This is a genomic window from Streptomyces sp. NPDC060205, from assembly GCF_042728395.1.
GTDB lineage: Bacteria > Actinomycetota > Actinomycetes > Streptomycetales > Streptomycetaceae > Streptomyces.
In genome coordinates this window covers 1-16,030 of record NZ_JBHWZP010000006.1, presented here as the reverse complement: position 1 = coordinate 16,030, position 16,030 = coordinate 1, and the positions used below count along the sequence as shown (strand labels likewise).

Annotated in this window: 15 protein-coding genes and 1 pseudogene; all 16 read left to right on the top strand. The window is 69.7% G+C overall.

Going from position 1 to position 16,030, the window contains the following annotated elements:
- Position 1 precedes the first annotated feature (1 nt).
- Positions 2–1,060, top strand: a complete 1,059-nt coding sequence (thrC, locus tag ACFWGJ_RS01820) for a threonine synthase (protein ID WP_387320245.1) — start codon at positions 2–4, stop codon at positions 1,058–1,060.
- Between the two features lie 267 nt (positions 1,061–1,327).
- The gene (gene thrB / locus ACFWGJ_RS01815; protein ID WP_107021308.1) at positions 1,328–2,245 is read left to right on the top strand and encodes a homoserine kinase; all 918 of its coding nucleotides are present in this window, start codon (positions 1,328–1,330) and stop codon (positions 2,243–2,245) included.
- A 385-nt stretch (positions 2,246–2,630) separates the two neighbouring features.
- Positions 2,631–4,751 (top strand): transcription termination factor Rho, encoded by a 2,121-nt coding sequence (gene rho, locus ACFWGJ_RS01810; RefSeq protein WP_387320243.1) that lies wholly within the window; start codon positions 2,631–2,633, stop codon positions 4,749–4,751.
- Positions 4,752–5,108: 357 nt separating this feature from the next.
- On the top strand, positions 5,109–6,197 hold the full coding sequence (locus ACFWGJ_RS01805; protein WP_387320242.1) for an LCP family protein: 1,089 nt from the start codon (positions 5,109–5,111) through the stop codon (positions 6,195–6,197).
- 259 nt (positions 6,198–6,456) lie between these two features.
- Complete coding sequence (gene rpmE / locus ACFWGJ_RS01800; protein ID WP_055510606.1) at positions 6,457–6,684, top strand: 50S ribosomal protein L31; 228 nt, start codon at positions 6,457–6,459, stop codon at positions 6,682–6,684.
- Positions 6,685–6,891: 207 nt separating this feature from the next.
- Positions 6,892–7,968 (top strand): peptide chain release factor 1, encoded by a 1,077-nt coding sequence (prfA, locus tag ACFWGJ_RS01795; protein WP_210889794.1) that lies wholly within the window; start codon positions 6,892–6,894, stop codon positions 7,966–7,968.
- A gap of 78 nt (positions 7,969–8,046) precedes the next feature.
- Complete coding sequence (gene prmC / locus ACFWGJ_RS01790; protein ID WP_387320241.1) at positions 8,047–8,892, top strand: peptide chain release factor N(5)-glutamine methyltransferase; 846 nt, start codon at positions 8,047–8,049, stop codon at positions 8,890–8,892.
- An 82-nt stretch (positions 8,893–8,974) separates the two neighbouring features.
- Positions 8,975–9,622, top strand: coding sequence for an L-threonylcarbamoyladenylate synthase (locus tag ACFWGJ_RS01785; protein WP_387320240.1), 648 nt, complete (start codon positions 8,975–8,977; stop codon positions 9,620–9,622).
- Complete coding sequence (locus ACFWGJ_RS01780) at positions 9,619–10,299, top strand: protein-tyrosine-phosphatase (RefSeq protein WP_387320239.1); 681 nt, start codon at positions 9,619–9,621, stop codon at positions 10,297–10,299. Before ACFWGJ_RS01785 ends, ACFWGJ_RS01780 begins: the two co-directional genes overlap by 4 nt.
- A 146-nt stretch (positions 10,300–10,445) precedes the next feature.
- Complete coding sequence (gene glyA / locus ACFWGJ_RS01775; RefSeq protein ID WP_387320238.1) at positions 10,446–11,696, top strand: serine hydroxymethyltransferase; 1,251 nt, start codon at positions 10,446–10,448, stop codon at positions 11,694–11,696.
- Positions 11,697–11,826: 130 nt separating this feature from the next.
- Positions 11,827–13,203 carry an MraY family glycosyltransferase gene (locus ACFWGJ_RS01770; protein ID WP_387320237.1) on the top strand — a complete coding sequence of 459 codons (1,377 nt, stop codon included), beginning with the start codon at positions 11,827–11,829 and terminating at the stop codon, positions 13,201–13,203.
- A gap of 297 nt (positions 13,204–13,500) precedes the next feature.
- Positions 13,501–13,938, top strand: a complete 438-nt coding sequence (locus ACFWGJ_RS01765; protein WP_328493914.1) for a hypothetical protein — start codon at positions 13,501–13,503, stop codon at positions 13,936–13,938.
- Positions 13,939–14,163: 225 nt separating this feature from the next.
- Complete coding sequence (gene atpB / locus ACFWGJ_RS01760; RefSeq protein WP_387320236.1) at positions 14,164–14,985, top strand: F0F1 ATP synthase subunit A; 822 nt, start codon at positions 14,164–14,166, stop codon at positions 14,983–14,985.
- A gap of 74 nt (positions 14,986–15,059) precedes the next feature.
- A complete protein-coding gene (locus ACFWGJ_RS01755) occupies positions 15,060–15,296 on the top strand; it encodes a F0F1 ATP synthase subunit C (RefSeq protein ID WP_067273352.1) in 237 nt (78 codons plus the stop codon).
- Positions 15,297–15,340: 44 nt separating this feature from the next.
- The gene (locus tag ACFWGJ_RS01750) at positions 15,341–15,895 is read left to right on the top strand and encodes a F0F1 ATP synthase subunit B (protein ID WP_107021299.1); all 555 of its coding nucleotides are present in this window, start codon (positions 15,341–15,343) and stop codon (positions 15,893–15,895) included.
- A pseudogene (locus ACFWGJ_RS01745) lies at positions 15,892–16,030 on the top strand (F0F1 ATP synthase subunit delta); the annotation flags it as partial. The gene ACFWGJ_RS01750 and the pseudogene ACFWGJ_RS01745, both read left to right, overlap by 4 nt.

Sequence of the window (16,030 nt, the reverse complement as noted above, 5' to 3'; positions counted from 1 at the left end):
AATGACCCACCAGTGGCGCGGAATCATCGAGGAGTACCGGGACAGGCTGCCGGTGTCCGACACCACGCAGGTCGTCTCGCTGCGTGAGGGCGGTACGCCGCTCGTGCCCGCGCAGGTGCTCTCCGAGCGCACGGGCTGCGAGGTCCACCTCAAGGTCGAGGGCGCCAACCCCACCGGGTCCTTCAAGGACCGCGGAATGACCATGGCCATCACGCGGGCCAAGGAGGAAGGCGCGAAGGCCGTCATCTGTGCCTCCACGGGCAACACGTCTGCCTCGGCGGCCGCCTACGCCGTGCGCGCCGGGATGGTCTGTGCCGTCCTCGTGCCGCAGGGCAAGATCGCGCTCGGCAAGATGGGCCAGGCCCTCGTGCACGGCGCGAAGATCCTCCAGGTCGACGGCAACTTCGACGACTGCCTCACCCTGGCGCGCAACCTCTCCGACAACTACCCGGTGGCACTGGTCAATTCGGTGAACCCGGTGCGGATCGAGGGGCAGAAGACCGCGGCGTTCGAGATCGTGGACATGCTCGGCGACGCCCCCGACATCCACGTCCTCCCGGTGGGCAACGCGGGCAACATCACCGCGTACTGGAAGGGGTACACCGAGTACGCCGCCGACAAGATCGCCGCGCGGACTCCGCGCATGTGGGGCTTCCAGGCGTCCGGGTCCGCGCCCATCGTGCGCGGCGAGGTCGTCAAGGACCCCTCGACGATCGCCACCGCGATCCGCATCGGCAACCCGGCCTCGTGGCAGTACGCGCTCGCCGCGCGGGACGAGTCGGGCGGCTTCATCGACGAGGTGACGGACCGTGAGATCCTGCGCGCCTACCGGCTGTTGGCCGCGCAGGAGGGCGTCTTCGTCGAGCCGGCCTCGGCGGCTTCCGTCGCCGGTCTGCTCAAGGCCGCCGAGCAGGGCAAGGTCGACCCGGGCCAGCGCATCGTCTGCACGGTGACCGGAAACGGCCTCAAGGACCCCGACTGGGCCGTCGCGGGCGCCCCGCAGCCCGTCACGGTCCCGGTCGACGCGGCCACGGCCGCCGAGCGCTTGGGCCTGGCGTAGCCGCACCACCCGGCACACGTGCCCGACGGGGGACGGGAAGAGGCATCCGGCAGGGGGTGCACATGCGGGCTTACGACACGCATCGTGCGCCTCCTGTGCGCCCTATGTCGCCACTGAACCTTCCTTCGATAAGCTGTACCGAACCCGCCCGCCGCATATGCCGCGGTGCCGCGCCGCCCCTGCGGCCTCCGGGTCTTCCGCATTCTCCGTACGTCTCGCAGGATTTCGAAAATCTCGCAGCTCAAGCTCAAGGAGAGTCATCGAGCGATGGCCGGTCCAGCGTTCCGCGCCGCCGCCGTCCGGGTGCGCGTCCCCGCCACCAGTGCCAACCTCGGCCCGGGCTTCGACGCCCTCGGCCTGTCACTGGGGCTGTACGACGACGTGGTCGTCCGCGTGGCCGATTCCGGCCTGCACATCGACATCGCGGGTGAGGGCAGCGAGACGCTGCCGCGCGACGAGCGCCACCTGCTCGTACGGTCCCTGCGCACCGCCTTCGACCTGCTGGGCGGACAGCCCCGCGGCCTTGAGATCGTGTGCGCCAACCGCATCCCGCACGGCCGGGGCCTCGGCTCCTCGTCCGCCGCGATCTGCGCCGGCATCGTCGCCGCGCGCGCGGTGACCATAGGCGGCGACAGCAAGCTCGACGACACCGCCCTCCTTGAGCTCGCCACCGAGATCGAGGGCCACCCCGACAACGTCGCGGCCTGTCTGCTCGGCGGATTCACCTTGTCCTGGCTGGAGAACGGGGCGGCGCGCGCCATCAGGATGGAACCCGCCGATTCCATCGTTCCGGTGGTTTTCGTACCCGGCAAGGCCGTACTGACGGAGACCGCCCGCGGACTCCTGCCCCGTACCGTCCCGCACGTCGACGCCGCCACCAACGCGGGCCGTGCCGCACTGCTCGTCGAGGCCCTCACCAGGCGCCCCGAGCTGCTGCTGCCCGCCACCGAGGACCGACTGCACCAGGAGTACCGCGCCCCGGCCATGCCGGAGAGCGCCGCGCTGGTGGAGCGGCTGCGGGCGGACGGCATTCCCGCGGTCATCTCGGGTGCCGGGCCCACCGTGCTCGCGCTCGCCGACGAGGCCGCGGCCGACAAGGTCGCACAACTGGCGGGAGAGGGCTGGGCGGCCAACCGGCTGGGCCTCGACGCCACCGGGGCGAGCGTGCTGCCGCTTGCTCCGTGACACTCGGTTGCCGGATTTCGAGAGGGGGAATGTTTGTTGGATCCGGTAGTGTTAACCTCAAGTCTGCACCCGACCCCACCATGGCGAGGTGCTTCACGTCCCCGTCCGGGACAATCATTCTTCCGGGAGCCCCCCAAATCGCTTTGTGCCACGCATTGGGTGCTAGGCGCTGAGCGGTGCTGAGTACGCTCCGGAACCGGCGTGACCGAGCCGATGGACACAGAACCTCAAGTCCGCGGCCCCGGGAAACGTCATCCCAGAAATTCCCTCCGCCTTTGGGCGGACCACCGCCCCGGCACGGTCCACACAAGACGGACCACTGTCGGACAGCACAACCGGTCGCCGAGCCAGACAGGCCGACGTCCGCTCCAGGGAAGGACCCTTCGTGAGCGACACCACCGATCTGATGGGCGCACGTGTCGAGGAGACCGCTGCCGCGCCCGCCACGGACGCCTCCGCGCCTGCCACCGGTGCCGGCTCCCGTCGGCGCCGCGGTACCGGCCTTGAGGGCATGGTGCTGGCCGAGCTGCAGCAGGTCGCATCCGGCCTCGGCATCAGGGGCACCGCGCGGATGCGCAAGAGCCAGCTGATCGAGGTCATCAAGGAGGCGCAGGGCGGCGGGGGTGCTTCGGCCAAGACCGCGTCCGCCGCCGGGGACGCCACCGAGACGAAGCCCAAGCGCCGGGCCACCTCGAAGGCTCGTACGGGGGACGAGGCCGTCTCTCCCGCCGAGAAGAAGGCGGAGGCCAAGGCCGAGAAGGCCGTGGCTCAGCAGCAGATCGAGATCCCCGGCCAGCCGGCCGGCGGCCCCGCCCGGGCGAGCGAGGGCGGCGAGCGCGGTGGGGACGACGCTCCGGCCGAGCGCCGCCGGCGTCGTGCCACCTCCGAGGCGGGCAGCCCGGAGACGATCACCGCCGAGGCGAAGACCGAGGTCAGGACCGAGGAGTCCGCGCAGTCCCAGGGCGAGGCCAAGGGCGACGGCTCGGACGGCGGGAACGACGGCCGGCAGGGCCGCCGCGACCGCCGTGACCGCGCCGACCGTGGCGACCGCGGTGAGCGCGGCGACCGTGACCGCGGAGGCCGCGACCGCGACCGCCGTGGCGGCAAGGGCGACGAGCAGCAGGGCGGCGGCAACCAGGGCGGTCAGGGCCAGGGCGGCGGCAACCAGCAGCGCCAGGACCGGCAGGACCGTCAGCAGGGCGGCGGCCGGCAGGACCGCCAGGACCGTCAGCGTGACAACGGCCCGCAGGACGACGACGACTTCGAGGGTGGCCGCCGTGGCCGCCGCGGTCGTTACCGCGACCGCCGTGGCCGCCGTGGCCGCGACGAGTTCGGCCCGAACGAGCCGCAGGTCGCCGACGACGACGTCCTGATCCCCGTCGCGGGCATCCTGGACATCCTCGACAACTACGCGTTCATCCGTACGTCGGGCTACCTCCCCGGTCCGAACGACGTGTACGTCTCCCTCGCCCAGGTCCGCAAGAACGGTCTGCGCAAGGGTGACCACGTCACCGGCGCCGTCCGGCAGCCCAAGGACGGCGAGCGCCGCGAGAAGTTCAACGCGCTGGTCCGCCTGGACTCGCAGAACGGCATGGCGCCCGAATCGGGGCGCGGACGCCCGGAGTTCAACAAGCTGACGCCGCTGTACCCGCAGGACCGGCTCCGTCTGGAGACCGACCCGGGTGTGCTGACGACCCGCATCATCGACCTCGTCGCGCCCATCGGAAAGGGCCAGCGCGGTCTGATCGTGGCTCCGCCGAAGACCGGCAAGACCATGATCCTGCAGGCGATCGCCAACGCGATCACCGTCAACAACCCCGAGTGCCACCTGATGGTCGTCCTGGTCGACGAGCGTCCGGAAGAGGTCACCGACATGCAGCGGTCGGTGAAGGGCGAGGTCATCTCCTCGACCTTCGACCGTCCCGCCGAGGACCACACCACGGTCGCCGAGCTCGCCATCGAGCGTGCCAAGCGGCTGGTGGAGCTGGGCCACGACGTCGTCGTGCTGCTCGACTCGATCACGCGTCTGGGCCGTGCGTACAACCTCGCCGCCCCGGCCTCCGGCCGCATCCTGTCCGGTGGTGTCGACTCGACCGCGCTGTACCCGCCGAAGCGCTTCTTCGGTGCCGCGCGCAACATCGAGGACGGCGGTTCGCTGACGATCCTGGCCACCGCGCTGGTCGACACCGGCTCGCGCATGGACGAGGTCATCTTCGAGGAGTTCAAGGGCACGGGCAACGCGGAGCTGAAGCTCGACCGCAAGCTCGCCGACAAGCGCATCTTCCCGGCGGTGGACGTCGACGCGTCCGGTACGCGCAAGGAAGAGATCCTGCTCGGCAGCGACGAGCTCGCCATCACCTGGAAGCTGCGTCGTGTGCTGCACGCGCTCGACCAGCAGCAGGCGATCGAGCTGCTGCTCGACAAGATGAAGCAGACGAAGTCGAACGCCGAGTTCCTGCTGCAGATCCAGAAGACGACGCCGATGCCGGGCAACGGCAACGACTGAGGTCTCAGCCGGCGCAGCCGGTGGCGCACAGGGCCGTCCCCGTCACCTCGGGGGCGGCCCTGCGCGTTGTCCCCGTGGTGCACTGTGCGAGACCTTCGCCACAGATGTGAAGGTCGACACGGTGGCGCGGAGGCGGCCCGTCCGCCCACGTAAGCGCAGGTGAGCCGCCGACGGCCCGCGCGGCCGGTCACCCGTTGTGTCCGGGTTCGCACAGTACGGTCACAGTGCGTTGTGCAACCCTTTTTTCGGTTTCAACGTCTGAACAGACGGGTCCTGACAGAGACGTCACGGCACCTGACCACGCCTGACCCTGACCGCAGGGGGTAGCCGAACCGACCAGCGAGAACCGAGGAGCACATGCCTGCCGAGAGCACACCTGAATCCGGCCATCGCCGTAAACCGCGGAGCACGCGTCACAAGGCGCTCGTCATCGCGGCCTGGTCCGCGGCGGGTGTCTTCGTTCTGGGCGGCACGGGCCTGGGGTACGTGTACTTCAACCTGAACGACAACATCAAGAGCGTCGACATCGACCAGGCACTCGGCACCGACCGGCCCCTGGACGTCGACAACGGCTCGCAGGACATCCTCGTACTCGGCTCCGACACGCGTTCCGGCAGCAACAAGGACCTGGGCGGGGGCACCGACGACGGCAGCGCCCGCTCCGACACCGCGATGGTCGTGCACGTCTACGAGGGCCACAAGAAGGCCAGCGTGGTCTCCATACCGCGCGACACGCTCGTACCGCGGCCCGCGTGCACCGACAGCGAGGGCGTGGAGCACGACGCCGCGTCGCTCGCCATGTTCAACTCGGCGTACTCCACGGGCGGCGCGGCTTGCGCGGTCAAGACCGTCGAGTCGATGACCGGTATCCGCATGGACCACTACGTCGAGGTCGACTTCAGCGGCTTCCAGAAGCTGATCGACGAACTCGGCGGTGTCGAGGTCACCACGACCAAGGACATCACCGACAAGGAGAGCCACCTCGACCTCAAGGCCGGCACGCACCGGCTGACCGGCAAGCAGTCGCTCGGCCTGGTGCGTACGCGGCACGGGGTGGGCGACGGCTCCGACCTCGGCCGGATCCAGCTCCAGCAGGCCTTCATCGAGGCGCTGGTCGAGCAGGTCAGGAGCGTCGGCGTACTGACCAGCCCGAAGAAGCTGTACGACCTCGCCGACACGGCGACGAAGACGGTGACCACCGACTCCGACCTGGCCTCGGTAAAGGATCTGGCGTCCTTCGCCAACGGGCTGAAGGGGATCGGCTCGTCGAAGATGAACATGGTCACGCTGCCGGTCCAGTACGACCCGGCCGACGGCAACCGCGTCCTGGTCGAGAAGGACAAGGCCGCGCAGGTCTGGGCCGCGCTGAAGAACGACCGCGCGATCCCGAAGTCGGCGACGGAGGGCTCGGCGACCGGCGACGCCAAGGGCGTCGTCACTTCGTGACCAGCGCCCCATACGGGGGAGCGCGCCGGTGCCGGTGGGCATGTGCGGGTACGTCGTGGCTGGTCGCGCAGTTCCCCGCGCCCCTTACGGGGCCCCGGAGGGGCCCCGCCGGAGCCCGCGTCGGGGCGCGGGAATACCCCCGGCCATCCCCCGGTTTGGGGAGATGGCACCAGTCCTGGCAGACTGGACAGTCGGCCCCGGTTCACGCCCCCGCAATCCGCGGCAGCGACCCGGAGCCCTCCCGAAACTAGGAGACACCTTGAAGCGCGACATCCACCCCGAGTACGTCGAGACGCAGGTCAGCTGCACCTGTGGCGCGTCGTTCACCACCCGCAGCACGATCTCCAGCGGCACCGTCCGCGCCGAGGTCTGCTCCGAGTGCCACCCGTTCTACACGGGCAAGCAGAAGATCCTCGACACCGGTGGCCGTGTGGCCCGCTTCGAGGCCCGCTTCGGCAAGGCCAAGGCTGCGGCCGACACCAAGTAGCGAGCTCACAGCGCCGGTCTTCGGTGCCTCCGTCCGGGGGCGCTGGGACCGGCGCTTTGCGGTGCAGCCCCACCCCTCGCTCTCGAACGCGATCGAGCAGATCGGTCGAGCGGTTCGATCGAGCAGGGAACCCCCGTACGAACCCCCATGCCGTACCTACGTCCCCGAACCCGTGAAGGTGCCGGGGGCAGTCCATTGGAGCCGGAGATGTTCGAGGCGGTCGAGGAACTCATCGGCGAGCACGCCGATCTTGAGAAGAAGCTCGCTGACCCGTCGGTCCACGCCGATCAGGCCAACGCGCGCAAGCTCAACAAGCGCTACGCCGAGCTGACCCCGATCATCGCGACGTACCGCTCCTGGAAGCGATCCGGTGACGACATCGAGACGGCGAAGGAGTTCGCCGCCGACGACCCCGACTTCGCCGCGGAGGTCAAGGACCTGGAGAAGCAGCGCGAGGAGCTCACCGAGAAGCTCCGGCTGCTGCTGGTCCCGCGCGACCCCAGCGACGACAAGGACGTCATCCTGGAGATCAAGGCGGGCGCGGGCGGCGACGAGTCGGCCCTGTTCGCCGGCGACCTGCTGCGCATGTACCTGCGGTACGCGGAGCGCGTCGGCTGGAAGACCGAGATCATCGACTCCACCGAGTCCGAGCTGGGCGGCTACAAGGACGTCCAGGTCGCCGTGAAGACCAAGGGCGGCAACGGCGCCACCGAGCCCGGCCAGGGCGTCTGGGCACGGATGAAGTACGAGGGCGGCGTGCACCGCGTGCAGCGGGTGCCCTCGACCGAGTCGCAGGGCCGTATCCACACCTCCGCCGCCGGTGTGCTCGTCACCCCCGAGGCCGAGGAGGTCGACGTCGAGATCCACGCGAACGACCTGCGGATCGACGTCTACCGCTCCTCCGGGCCCGGCGGCCAGTCCGTCAACACCACCGACTCCGCGGTGCGCATCACGCACATTCCCACCGGAGTCGTCGCCTCCTGCCAGAACGAGAAGAGCCAGCTGCAGAACAAGGAGCAGGCGATGCGTATCCTGCGCTCCAGGCTCCTCGCCGCGGCCCAGGAGGAGGCGGAGCGCAACGCCGCCGACGCCCGCCGCAGCCAGGTCCGCACCGTGGACCGCTCCGAGAAGATCCGTACGTACAACTTCCCGGAGAACCGCATCTCGGACCACCGCGTCGGCTTCAAGGCGTACAACTTGGACCAGGTCCTCGACGGTGACCTCGACGCGATGATCCAGGCCTGCGTGGACGCCGACTCGGCGGCCAAGCTCGCCGCGGCCTAGGACGCGTACCCGCACGGCCGCAGTGGACAGTCGCAGTACACATCCGCACGACGGACAACAGCTCAGCCCGGAGGACGCGTGAACCTGCTGCTCGCGGAAGTGGCCCAGGCCACCCAGCGGCTGGCCGACGCCGGCGTGCCCTCGCCGCGCAACGACGCCGAGGAGCTCGCCGCGTTCGTGCACGGTGTGAAGCGGGGCGAGCTGCACACCGTGAAGGACGCGGACTTCGACGCCCGGTACTGGGAGGTGATCGCGCGCCGCGAGGCCCGCGAGCCGCTCCAGCACATCACCGGTCTTGCCTACTTCCGTTATCTGGAACTCCAGGTCGGGCCGGGGGTGTTCGTGCCCCGGCCCGAGACCGAGTCCGTGGTCGGCTGGGCCATAGACGCCGTCCGCGCGATGGACGTCGTGGAGCCGCTGATCGTGGACCTGTGCACCGGTTCGGGCGCCATCGCGCTCGCCCTCGCACAGGAGGTCCCGCGCTCGCGCGTGCACGCCGTGGAGCTGTCCGAGGACGCCCTGCGGTGGACCCGCAAGAACGTCGAGGGGTCCAGGGTCGACCTGCGCCAGGGCAACGCCCTGGACGCCTTCCCCGACCTCGACGGCCAGGTCGACCTCGTCATCACCAACCCGCCGTACATCCCGCTCACGGAATGGGAGTACGTCGCTCCGGAGGCCCGGGACTACGATCCCGAACTCTCCCTGTTCTCGGGGGAGGACGGCCTCGACCTGATCCGCGGTCTGGAGCGCACCGCGCACCGGCTGCTGCGGCCCGGCGGTGTCGTCGTCGTCGAACACGCCGACACCCAGGGCGGACAGGTGCCGTGGATCTTCACCGAGGAGCGGGGCTGGGCCGACGCGGCCGACCACCCGGACCTCAACAACCGGCCGCGGTTCGCGACCGCCCGCAGGGCGACGCCATGACCACGGCGATGTCCCCTGTGGACGACGTGGAAACCGTTAGATGCGCGGCCACCGGGGTCCGCGTGCGCGAGGAGGCTTGCTGATGGCACGGCGATACGACACCAACGACGCGACCGACCGCTCGACGGGTCTGCGCGAGGCCGCGTCCGCCGTACGCCGGGGCGAGCTCGTCGTGCTGCCGACCGACACCGTGTACGGGATCGGCGCCGACGCGTTCAGCTCGGAGGCCGTGTCGGACCTGCTGGAGGCCAAGGGCCGCGGCCGGAACATGCCCACGCCCGTCCTCATCGGCTCCCCGAACACGCTGCACGGCCTGGTCACGGACTTCTCCGAGATGGCCTGGGAGCTCGTCGACGCCTTCTGGCCGGGCGCGCTGACCCTGGTCGCCAAGCACCAGCCGTCCCTGCAGTGGGACCTCGGGGACACCCGGGGGACCGTCGCCGTGCGCATGCCGCTGCACCCGGTCGCCATCGAGCTGCTGACCGAGACCGGCCCGATGGCCGTGTCGTCCGCCAACCTCACCGGACACCCGTCCCCCGAGGACTGCGACGCCGCGCAGGAGATGCTCGGCGACTCCGTCTCCGTGTACCTGGACGGCGGCCCCACCCCCGGCATCGTCCCGTCGTCGATCGTCGACGTGACGGGCAAGGTGCCGGTGCTGCTGCGGGCCGGCGCGCTGTCGGCCGAGGAGCTGCGAAAGGTCGTACCCGACCTTGAGGTGGCGAATTGACAGCCCCTGACGCGGGGCGTGGCATAGGTACGGGGACGGGGTACACGGGGGCTTACGGCGACGGGGCCTCGGGCGACTCCTCTTTTCGCATCCTCCACGTCAGCACCGGCAACGTGTGCCGCTCGCCGATCACCGAGCGGCTGACCCGCCATGCCCTGGCGGACCGGCTCGGCGACCCCCTGTGGGGCGGCCTGATAGTGGAGAGCGCCGGTACCTGGGGGCACGAGGGCGCGCCCATGGAGGCCAACGCGGAGGCGGTCCTCGCGGACTTCGGCGCGGACGCCTCCGGCTTCGTGGGCCGCGAACTGCTGGACGAGCACGTCATCCGGGCGGACCTGGTCCTCACCGCGACCCGTGACCACCGCGCCCAGGTCATCTCTATGGGCCACTCGGCGGGCCTGCGCACCTTCACCCTGAAGGAGTTCACCCGCCTGGTCCGCGCCATAGACCCCACGACACTGCCGCCGCTGGACGACGGCATGGTCGAACGCGCCCGGGCCCTGGTCCGCGCCGCGGCGGCTCTACGCGGGTGGCTCCTGGCCCCCACGGCGGAAGCCGACGAGGTCTACGACCCGTACGGCGCCCCCCTCCCGTTCTTCCGCTCGGTGGGCGACGAGATCAACCAGGCGCTGGACCCCGTGGTCACGGCTCTCACGGGGGCGTCCGCGCGGGCCTGAGGCCCCGTGGGGGCGTGTCCCCGGGTGGGGCGGCGGGGAGGGCTGTTCGGACGGTGTGCGGGGTGCTCCTGCGTAACGCCGGGCGCGGCGGGGGAGTCGGTCCTACATTGGACATAGCGATCCCCCGCCGAGGTCCGGAGTCCGCCATGCCGGTCACACCCACGCTCGAAGGCCCGCCGTCCGTCGATGTGCTCGGCCGGCAGGATCCGGAGCTGGCCGAGATCCTCCTCGCGGAGCTGACACGGCAGACCACGACGCTCCAGCTGATCGCCGCCGAGAACTTCACCTCGCCGGCCGTGCTGGCCGCGCTGGGCTCGCCGCTCGCCAACAAGTACGCCGAGGGCTACCCCGGCGCCCGCCACCACGGCGGCTGCGAGCTGGTCGACGTCGCCGAGCGGATCGCCGTACAGCGCGCCACGGCCCTCTTCGGCGCCGAGCACGCCAACGTGCAGTCGCACTCCGGGAGTTCGGCCGTGCTGGCCGCGTACGCCGCCCTGCTGCGCCCCGGGGACACCGTCCTCGCGATGGGCCTGCCGCACGGCGGGCACCTCACGCACGGGTCGCCCGCGAACTTCTCCGGCCGGTGGTTCGACTTCGTCGGCTACGGCGTCGACCCGGAGAGCGGCCTCATCGACCACGAGCAGGTCAGGGCGCTGGCCCGCACCCACCGCCCGAAGGCGATCGTGTGCGGGTCCATCTCGTACCCCCGGCACATCGACTACGCGGCCTTCCGCGAGGTGGCGGACGAGGTCGGCGCGTATCTCATCGCCGACGCCGCCCACCCCATCGGCCTCGTCGCCGGGGGAGCGGCGCCCAGCCCGGTCCCGTACGCCGACGTCGTGTGCGCGACCACCCACAAGGTGCTGCGCGGGCCGCGCGGCGGGATGCTGCTGTGCGGGACCGAGCTGGCCGAGCGCGTCGACCGGGCCGTCTTCCCCTTCACACAGGGCGGCGCGCAGATGCACACCGTCGCCGCGAAGGCCGTCGCGTTCGGTGAGGCGGCAACACCGGCGTTCACGGCGTACGCCCATCAGGTGGTCGCGAACGCGCGGGTGCTGGCACAGGGCCTGGCCGCCGAGGGGCTCGCGGTCGTCACCGGCGGCACCGACACCCATCTGCTGACCGCCGACCCGGCGCCGCTCGGCGTCGAAGGCCGCACCGCCCGCGGCCGGCTCGCCGCCGCCGGAATGGTCCTCGACACCTGCGCGCTGCCCCACCCCGACGTACGGGGACTGCGCCTGGGCACGGCCGCCGTCACCACCCAGGGCATGGGCGAGGCCGAGATGGCCCGGATCGCGGTGCTGTTCGGCGCGGCCCTTCGGGACGAGTCCGCAGGCCGGCGCGTACGTGAAGAAGTGCGGGATCTGACCGGGAGATTTCCCCCCTATCCCGGCTAGCGTGGGGTGGGCGGGCGTGGAGCCGCAGCCACTCGTGCAACCATCGGCTCTACCCGGAAGTCCTCAACCGTATGCGCACGAAGCTATGGTGTGGGGCTGAGATGGCCAGCGAGACCTGTGGGGAATGCCCGTGCGTGAATACCTCCTGACGCTCTGCATCACGGCCGCGGTGACGTACCTGCTGACCGGGCCGGTGCGGAAGTTCGCGATCGTGGCCGGAGCGATGCCGGAGATCCGGGCACGTGACGTGCACCGAGAACCCACACCGCGCCTCGGCGGCATCGCGATGTTCTTCGGGCTGTGCGCGGGCCTGCTGGTCGCGGACCATCTGACGAACCTCAGCGTGGTCTTCGAGAACTCCAACGAACCGCGGGCGCTGCTGTCCGGCGCCGCCCTGATCTGGCTGATCGGCGTCCTGGACGACAAGTTCGAGATCGACGCGCTGATCAAGCTGGGCGCCCAGATGATCGCCGCGGGCGTCATGGTCATGCAGGGTCTGACGATCCTGTGGCTGCCCATCCCCGGTGTCGGCTCGGTCTCGCTGACCCAGTGGCAGGGCACGCTGCTGACGGTCGCACTCGTCGTGATCACCATCAACGCCGTGAACTTCGCCGACGGCCTCGACGGCCTCGCCGCGGGCATGGTCTGCATCGCCGCCGCCGCGTTCTTCATGTACGGCTACCGCATCTGGTACGGGTACGGGCTGGAGTCCGCCGCCCCCGCCACCCTCTTCGCCGCGCTCCTGATGGGCATGTGCCTGGGCTTCCTGCCGCACAACATGCACCCCGCGCGGATCTTCATGGGCGACTCGGGCTCGATGCTCATCGGGCTGGTGCTGGCGGCCGGCGCCATCTCCATCACCGGCCAGGTCGACCCGGACGCGATGAACCTGTTCGCGGGGTCCGAGAAGGAGGCCGTGCACCAGACGGTGCCCGTCTACATCCCGCTGCTGCTGCCGCTGACGATCATCGCCGTGCCGGCGGCGGACCTGGTGCTCGCCATCGTGCGGCGCACCTGGCGCGGCCAGTCCCCGTTCGCCGCCGACCGCGGACACCTGCACCACCGGCTGCTGGAGATCGGGCACTCGCACAGCAGGGCCGTGCTCATCATGTACTTCTGGTCGGCGCTGATCGCCTTCGGAGCCCTCGCCTACTCGGTGAACTCGGGCGCGATGTGGATCGTGCTCGGCATCATGGCGCTCAGCGCGGTGGGCCTGCTGCTGCTTCTGCTGCCGCGGTTCACGCCGCGGGCCCCGCGCTGGGCCGAGCACTTCGTGCCGCCGCGCTACCGCCGTCGCAAGGCCGTGGATGTGCCCGCGGAGGGCGGTCGGGCGGCCGCGTACGACGAGACCGGCGACGACCTCGCGCACGGCAGGGACGAGGACGGGGAGCGGGACGGGGAACGTCGTACTCCGGTCGCTGTCGGTGTCTCAGGGGTCAACGGGGCGAGCGCCGTCGGCGCCCGTTCGCGTCTGCTGGACGAGCGAGGGGCCGGGTCGTCGCGCTGACGCCGGGTAAGAGTTTCGCAAGAGCCGTCCGGTGGGCGGCTCTGCAAAAGCGCCTCAATACCAGACAAGTTGGTCGCATGAGCGCACAGACGTGCATGTTCACCCTCATGTGTGACACCGAGCACACCAACCAGGTAAAGACCTCATCAAATAGTTTGTGATACGGTTCACGAGAACCCAGGACAGAGCCGAAGGACCGCGGTGCGACGGTTCACCGGCGGTGAGGTTCTCTCGCTGTCCGGGACTACGCTCGTCCATGACGACACCTGCCCCCTTGAGCAAAGCGGAGTTGCCGCCATGCCCTCCAATGACGTCCGGATCCTTCTCCAGGCCGCTGTGCCCACAGCTGCCGTCGGCGCGATTGCCGCCGTCGTCAGTGGTGTGGTCGCGGGGGGCAAGGGGGCGGTCGGGGCGCTCGTGGCGACGCTGGTCGTGATCCTTTTCATGGGCATCGGGCTGTACGTTCTGCAGCGCACCGCCAAATCGCTTCCGCACCTGTTCCAGGCAATGGGTCTGATGCTCTACACGGCACAGATTCTTCTGCTGTTCATCTTTGTCGCCGCGTTCAAGAACACGACGCTGTTCAACCCGAAGGCCTTCGCGATCTCGATCGTCGCCGCCACGCTCGCGTGGATCGGCGCACAGGCGCGTGCCCAGATGAAAGCCAAGATCCTCTACGTCGAACCCGAGTCCTCGAAGGGCGACAGGCCCGAAAAGACAGGGCACTCGTCGTGAGAGGTAGGGCCGGGATAAGTGCTCGTAGAAGACCCTGCTATCGTCCGGTGCCAACTGCGGCATCGCGGGCGCGGGCATCTGAGCTGACGCCTGCTCAATCGCGAGGCTTGATGCCCCCCAGCCGCCCTCACATCCGTTACACCAGTCCAGTGCCGAACCGCGGCTGCGCGCCGCGCCGACACAACGAGGTTGCCGTACCTATGCGCCACGCTGAAGGAGCCCGCGGTGAGTGCTGACCCGACGCAGGTGCTCGCCTTCGAGACCGACTGCCACATCTTCGACGGCTGTGGATTCCCGGCTCCCGGCCTGCACTCGTTCCTGTTCGAGCCCCTCGTGGGCGATGCGGACAGCAGCGTCTATTTCAACAAGACGATGCTCCTGGCGCTGCTCGGCTCCGTCATCGTCCTCGGCTTCTTCTGGGCCGCCTTCCGCAAGCCGAAGGTCGTCCCGGGCAAGCTGCAGATGGTCGCCGAGGCCGGATACGACTTCGTCCGGCGCGGCGTCGTCTACGAGACGATCGGAAAGAAGGAGGGCGAGAAGTACGTACCGCTGGTCGTCTCGCTGTTCTTCTTCATCTGGATGATGAACATCTGGTCGATCGTCCCGGTCGCCCAGTTCCCGGTCACGTCGATCATCTCGTACCCCGCGGTCCTCGCCGGGATCGTGTACGTCCTGTGGGTCTCGCTGACCTTCAAGCGGCACGGATTCGCCGGCGCGTTCAAGAACTTCTCCGGCTACGACAAGTCGCTGGGCCCGGTTCTCCCGCTGGCCATGGGCATCGAGCTCCTCTCGAACCTGATCGTCCGGCCGTTCACGCACGCGGTGCGACTGTTCGCGAACATGTTCGCGGGACACACCCTGCTGCTGCTGTTCACGATCGCCAGCTGGTACCTGCTCAACGGCATCGGGATCGCCTACGCGGGCGTCTCGTTCATCATGGTGATCGTGATGACGGCGTTCGAGCTGTTCATCCAGGCCCTGCAGGCATACGTCTTCGTGCTTCTTACCTGCACCTTCATCCAGGGCGCGCTCGCCGAGCACCACTGAGCCACCCCCGGTAAAACCCCCTAAACGTCCGGTGGTCAACCCCCGCCGGTCCGTACAGAGAAGGAAGAATCAGCATGGCTGCCACTGAGACCCTCGCCGCTGTCTCCGGCTCCCTCGGCTCCATCGGCTACGGCCTTGCCGCGATCGGCCCCGGCGTCGGCGTCGGCATCATCTTCGGTAACGGCACCCAGGCCCTTGCCCGTCAGCCCGAGGCTGCCGGCCTGATCCGTGCCAACCAGATTCTCGGCTTCGCCTTCTGTGAGGCGCTCGCCCTCATCGGTCTGGTCATGCCGTTCGTCTACGGCGTCTGACGTCGGATTCACGACAGACCGCCCACTAGACGAAAGGCACTGATATGAGCCAGCTGCTCACTGTCGCGGCCGAGGAGATGGAAAATCCCCTCATCCCGCCGATTCCCGAGCTGGTCATCGGCCTGATCGCCTTCGTCATCGTCTTCGGCTTCCTCGCCAAGAAGCTGCTTCCGAACATCAACAAGGTTCTGGAGCAGCGCCGCGAGGCCATCGAGGGCGGTATCGAGAAGGCCGAGGCCGCTCAGACCGAAGCCCAGAGCGTGCTGGAGCAGTACAAGGCCCAGCTCGCCGAGGCACGGCACGAGGCCGCGCGTCTGCGCCAGGAGGCGCAGGAGCAGGGTGCCACGCTCATCGCCGAGATGCGCGCGGAAGGCCAGCGGCAGCGTGAGGAAATCATCGCCGCCGGTCACTCGCAGCTCGCCGCCGACCGCAAGGCCGCCGCGTCCGCGCTGCGCCAGGACGTCGGCCAGCTGGCCACCGAACTGGCCGGCAAGCTGGTCGGCGAGTCCCTTGAGGACCACGCCCGGCAGAGCCGCACGATCGACCGGTTCCTCGACGGTCTCGACGAGACCGCTTCGAAGGCCGAGGCCACGCGATGAACGGAGCGAGCCGCGACGCGCTGGCCACCGCACGTGAGCGTCTCGACGCGCTGACGGACTCCACGTCCGTCGACGCGGCGCAGCTCGCCGACGAGCTGGCCTCCGTCACCGCGCTGCTCGACCGTGAGGTGTCCC

Coding starts and splice junctions, on each gene's coding strand:
- glyA (WP_387320238.1), top strand. CDS start 10,446: ATGCCGGTCACACCCACGCTCGAAGGCCCGCCGTCCGTCGATGTGCTC.
- thrB (WP_107021308.1), top strand. CDS start 1,328: ATGGCCGGTCCAGCGTTCCGCGCCGCCGCCGTCCGGGTGCGCGTCCCC.
- prfA (WP_210889794.1), top strand. CDS start 6,892: ATGTTCGAGGCGGTCGAGGAACTCATCGGCGAGCACGCCGATCTTGAG.
- ACFWGJ_RS01755 (WP_067273352.1), top strand. CDS start 15,060: ATGGCTGCCACTGAGACCCTCGCCGCTGTCTCCGGCTCCCTCGGCTCC.
- ACFWGJ_RS01785 (WP_387320240.1), top strand. CDS start 8,975: ATGGCACGGCGATACGACACCAACGACGCGACCGACCGCTCGACGGGT.
- ACFWGJ_RS01750 (WP_107021299.1), top strand. CDS start 15,341: ATGAGCCAGCTGCTCACTGTCGCGGCCGAGGAGATGGAAAATCCCCTC.
- thrC (WP_387320245.1), top strand. CDS start 2: ATGACCCACCAGTGGCGCGGAATCATCGAGGAGTACCGGGACAGGCTG.
- ACFWGJ_RS01765 (WP_328493914.1), top strand. CDS start 13,501: ATGCCCTCCAATGACGTCCGGATCCTTCTCCAGGCCGCTGTGCCCACA.
- ACFWGJ_RS01805 (WP_387320242.1), top strand. CDS start 5,109: ATGCCTGCCGAGAGCACACCTGAATCCGGCCATCGCCGTAAACCGCGG.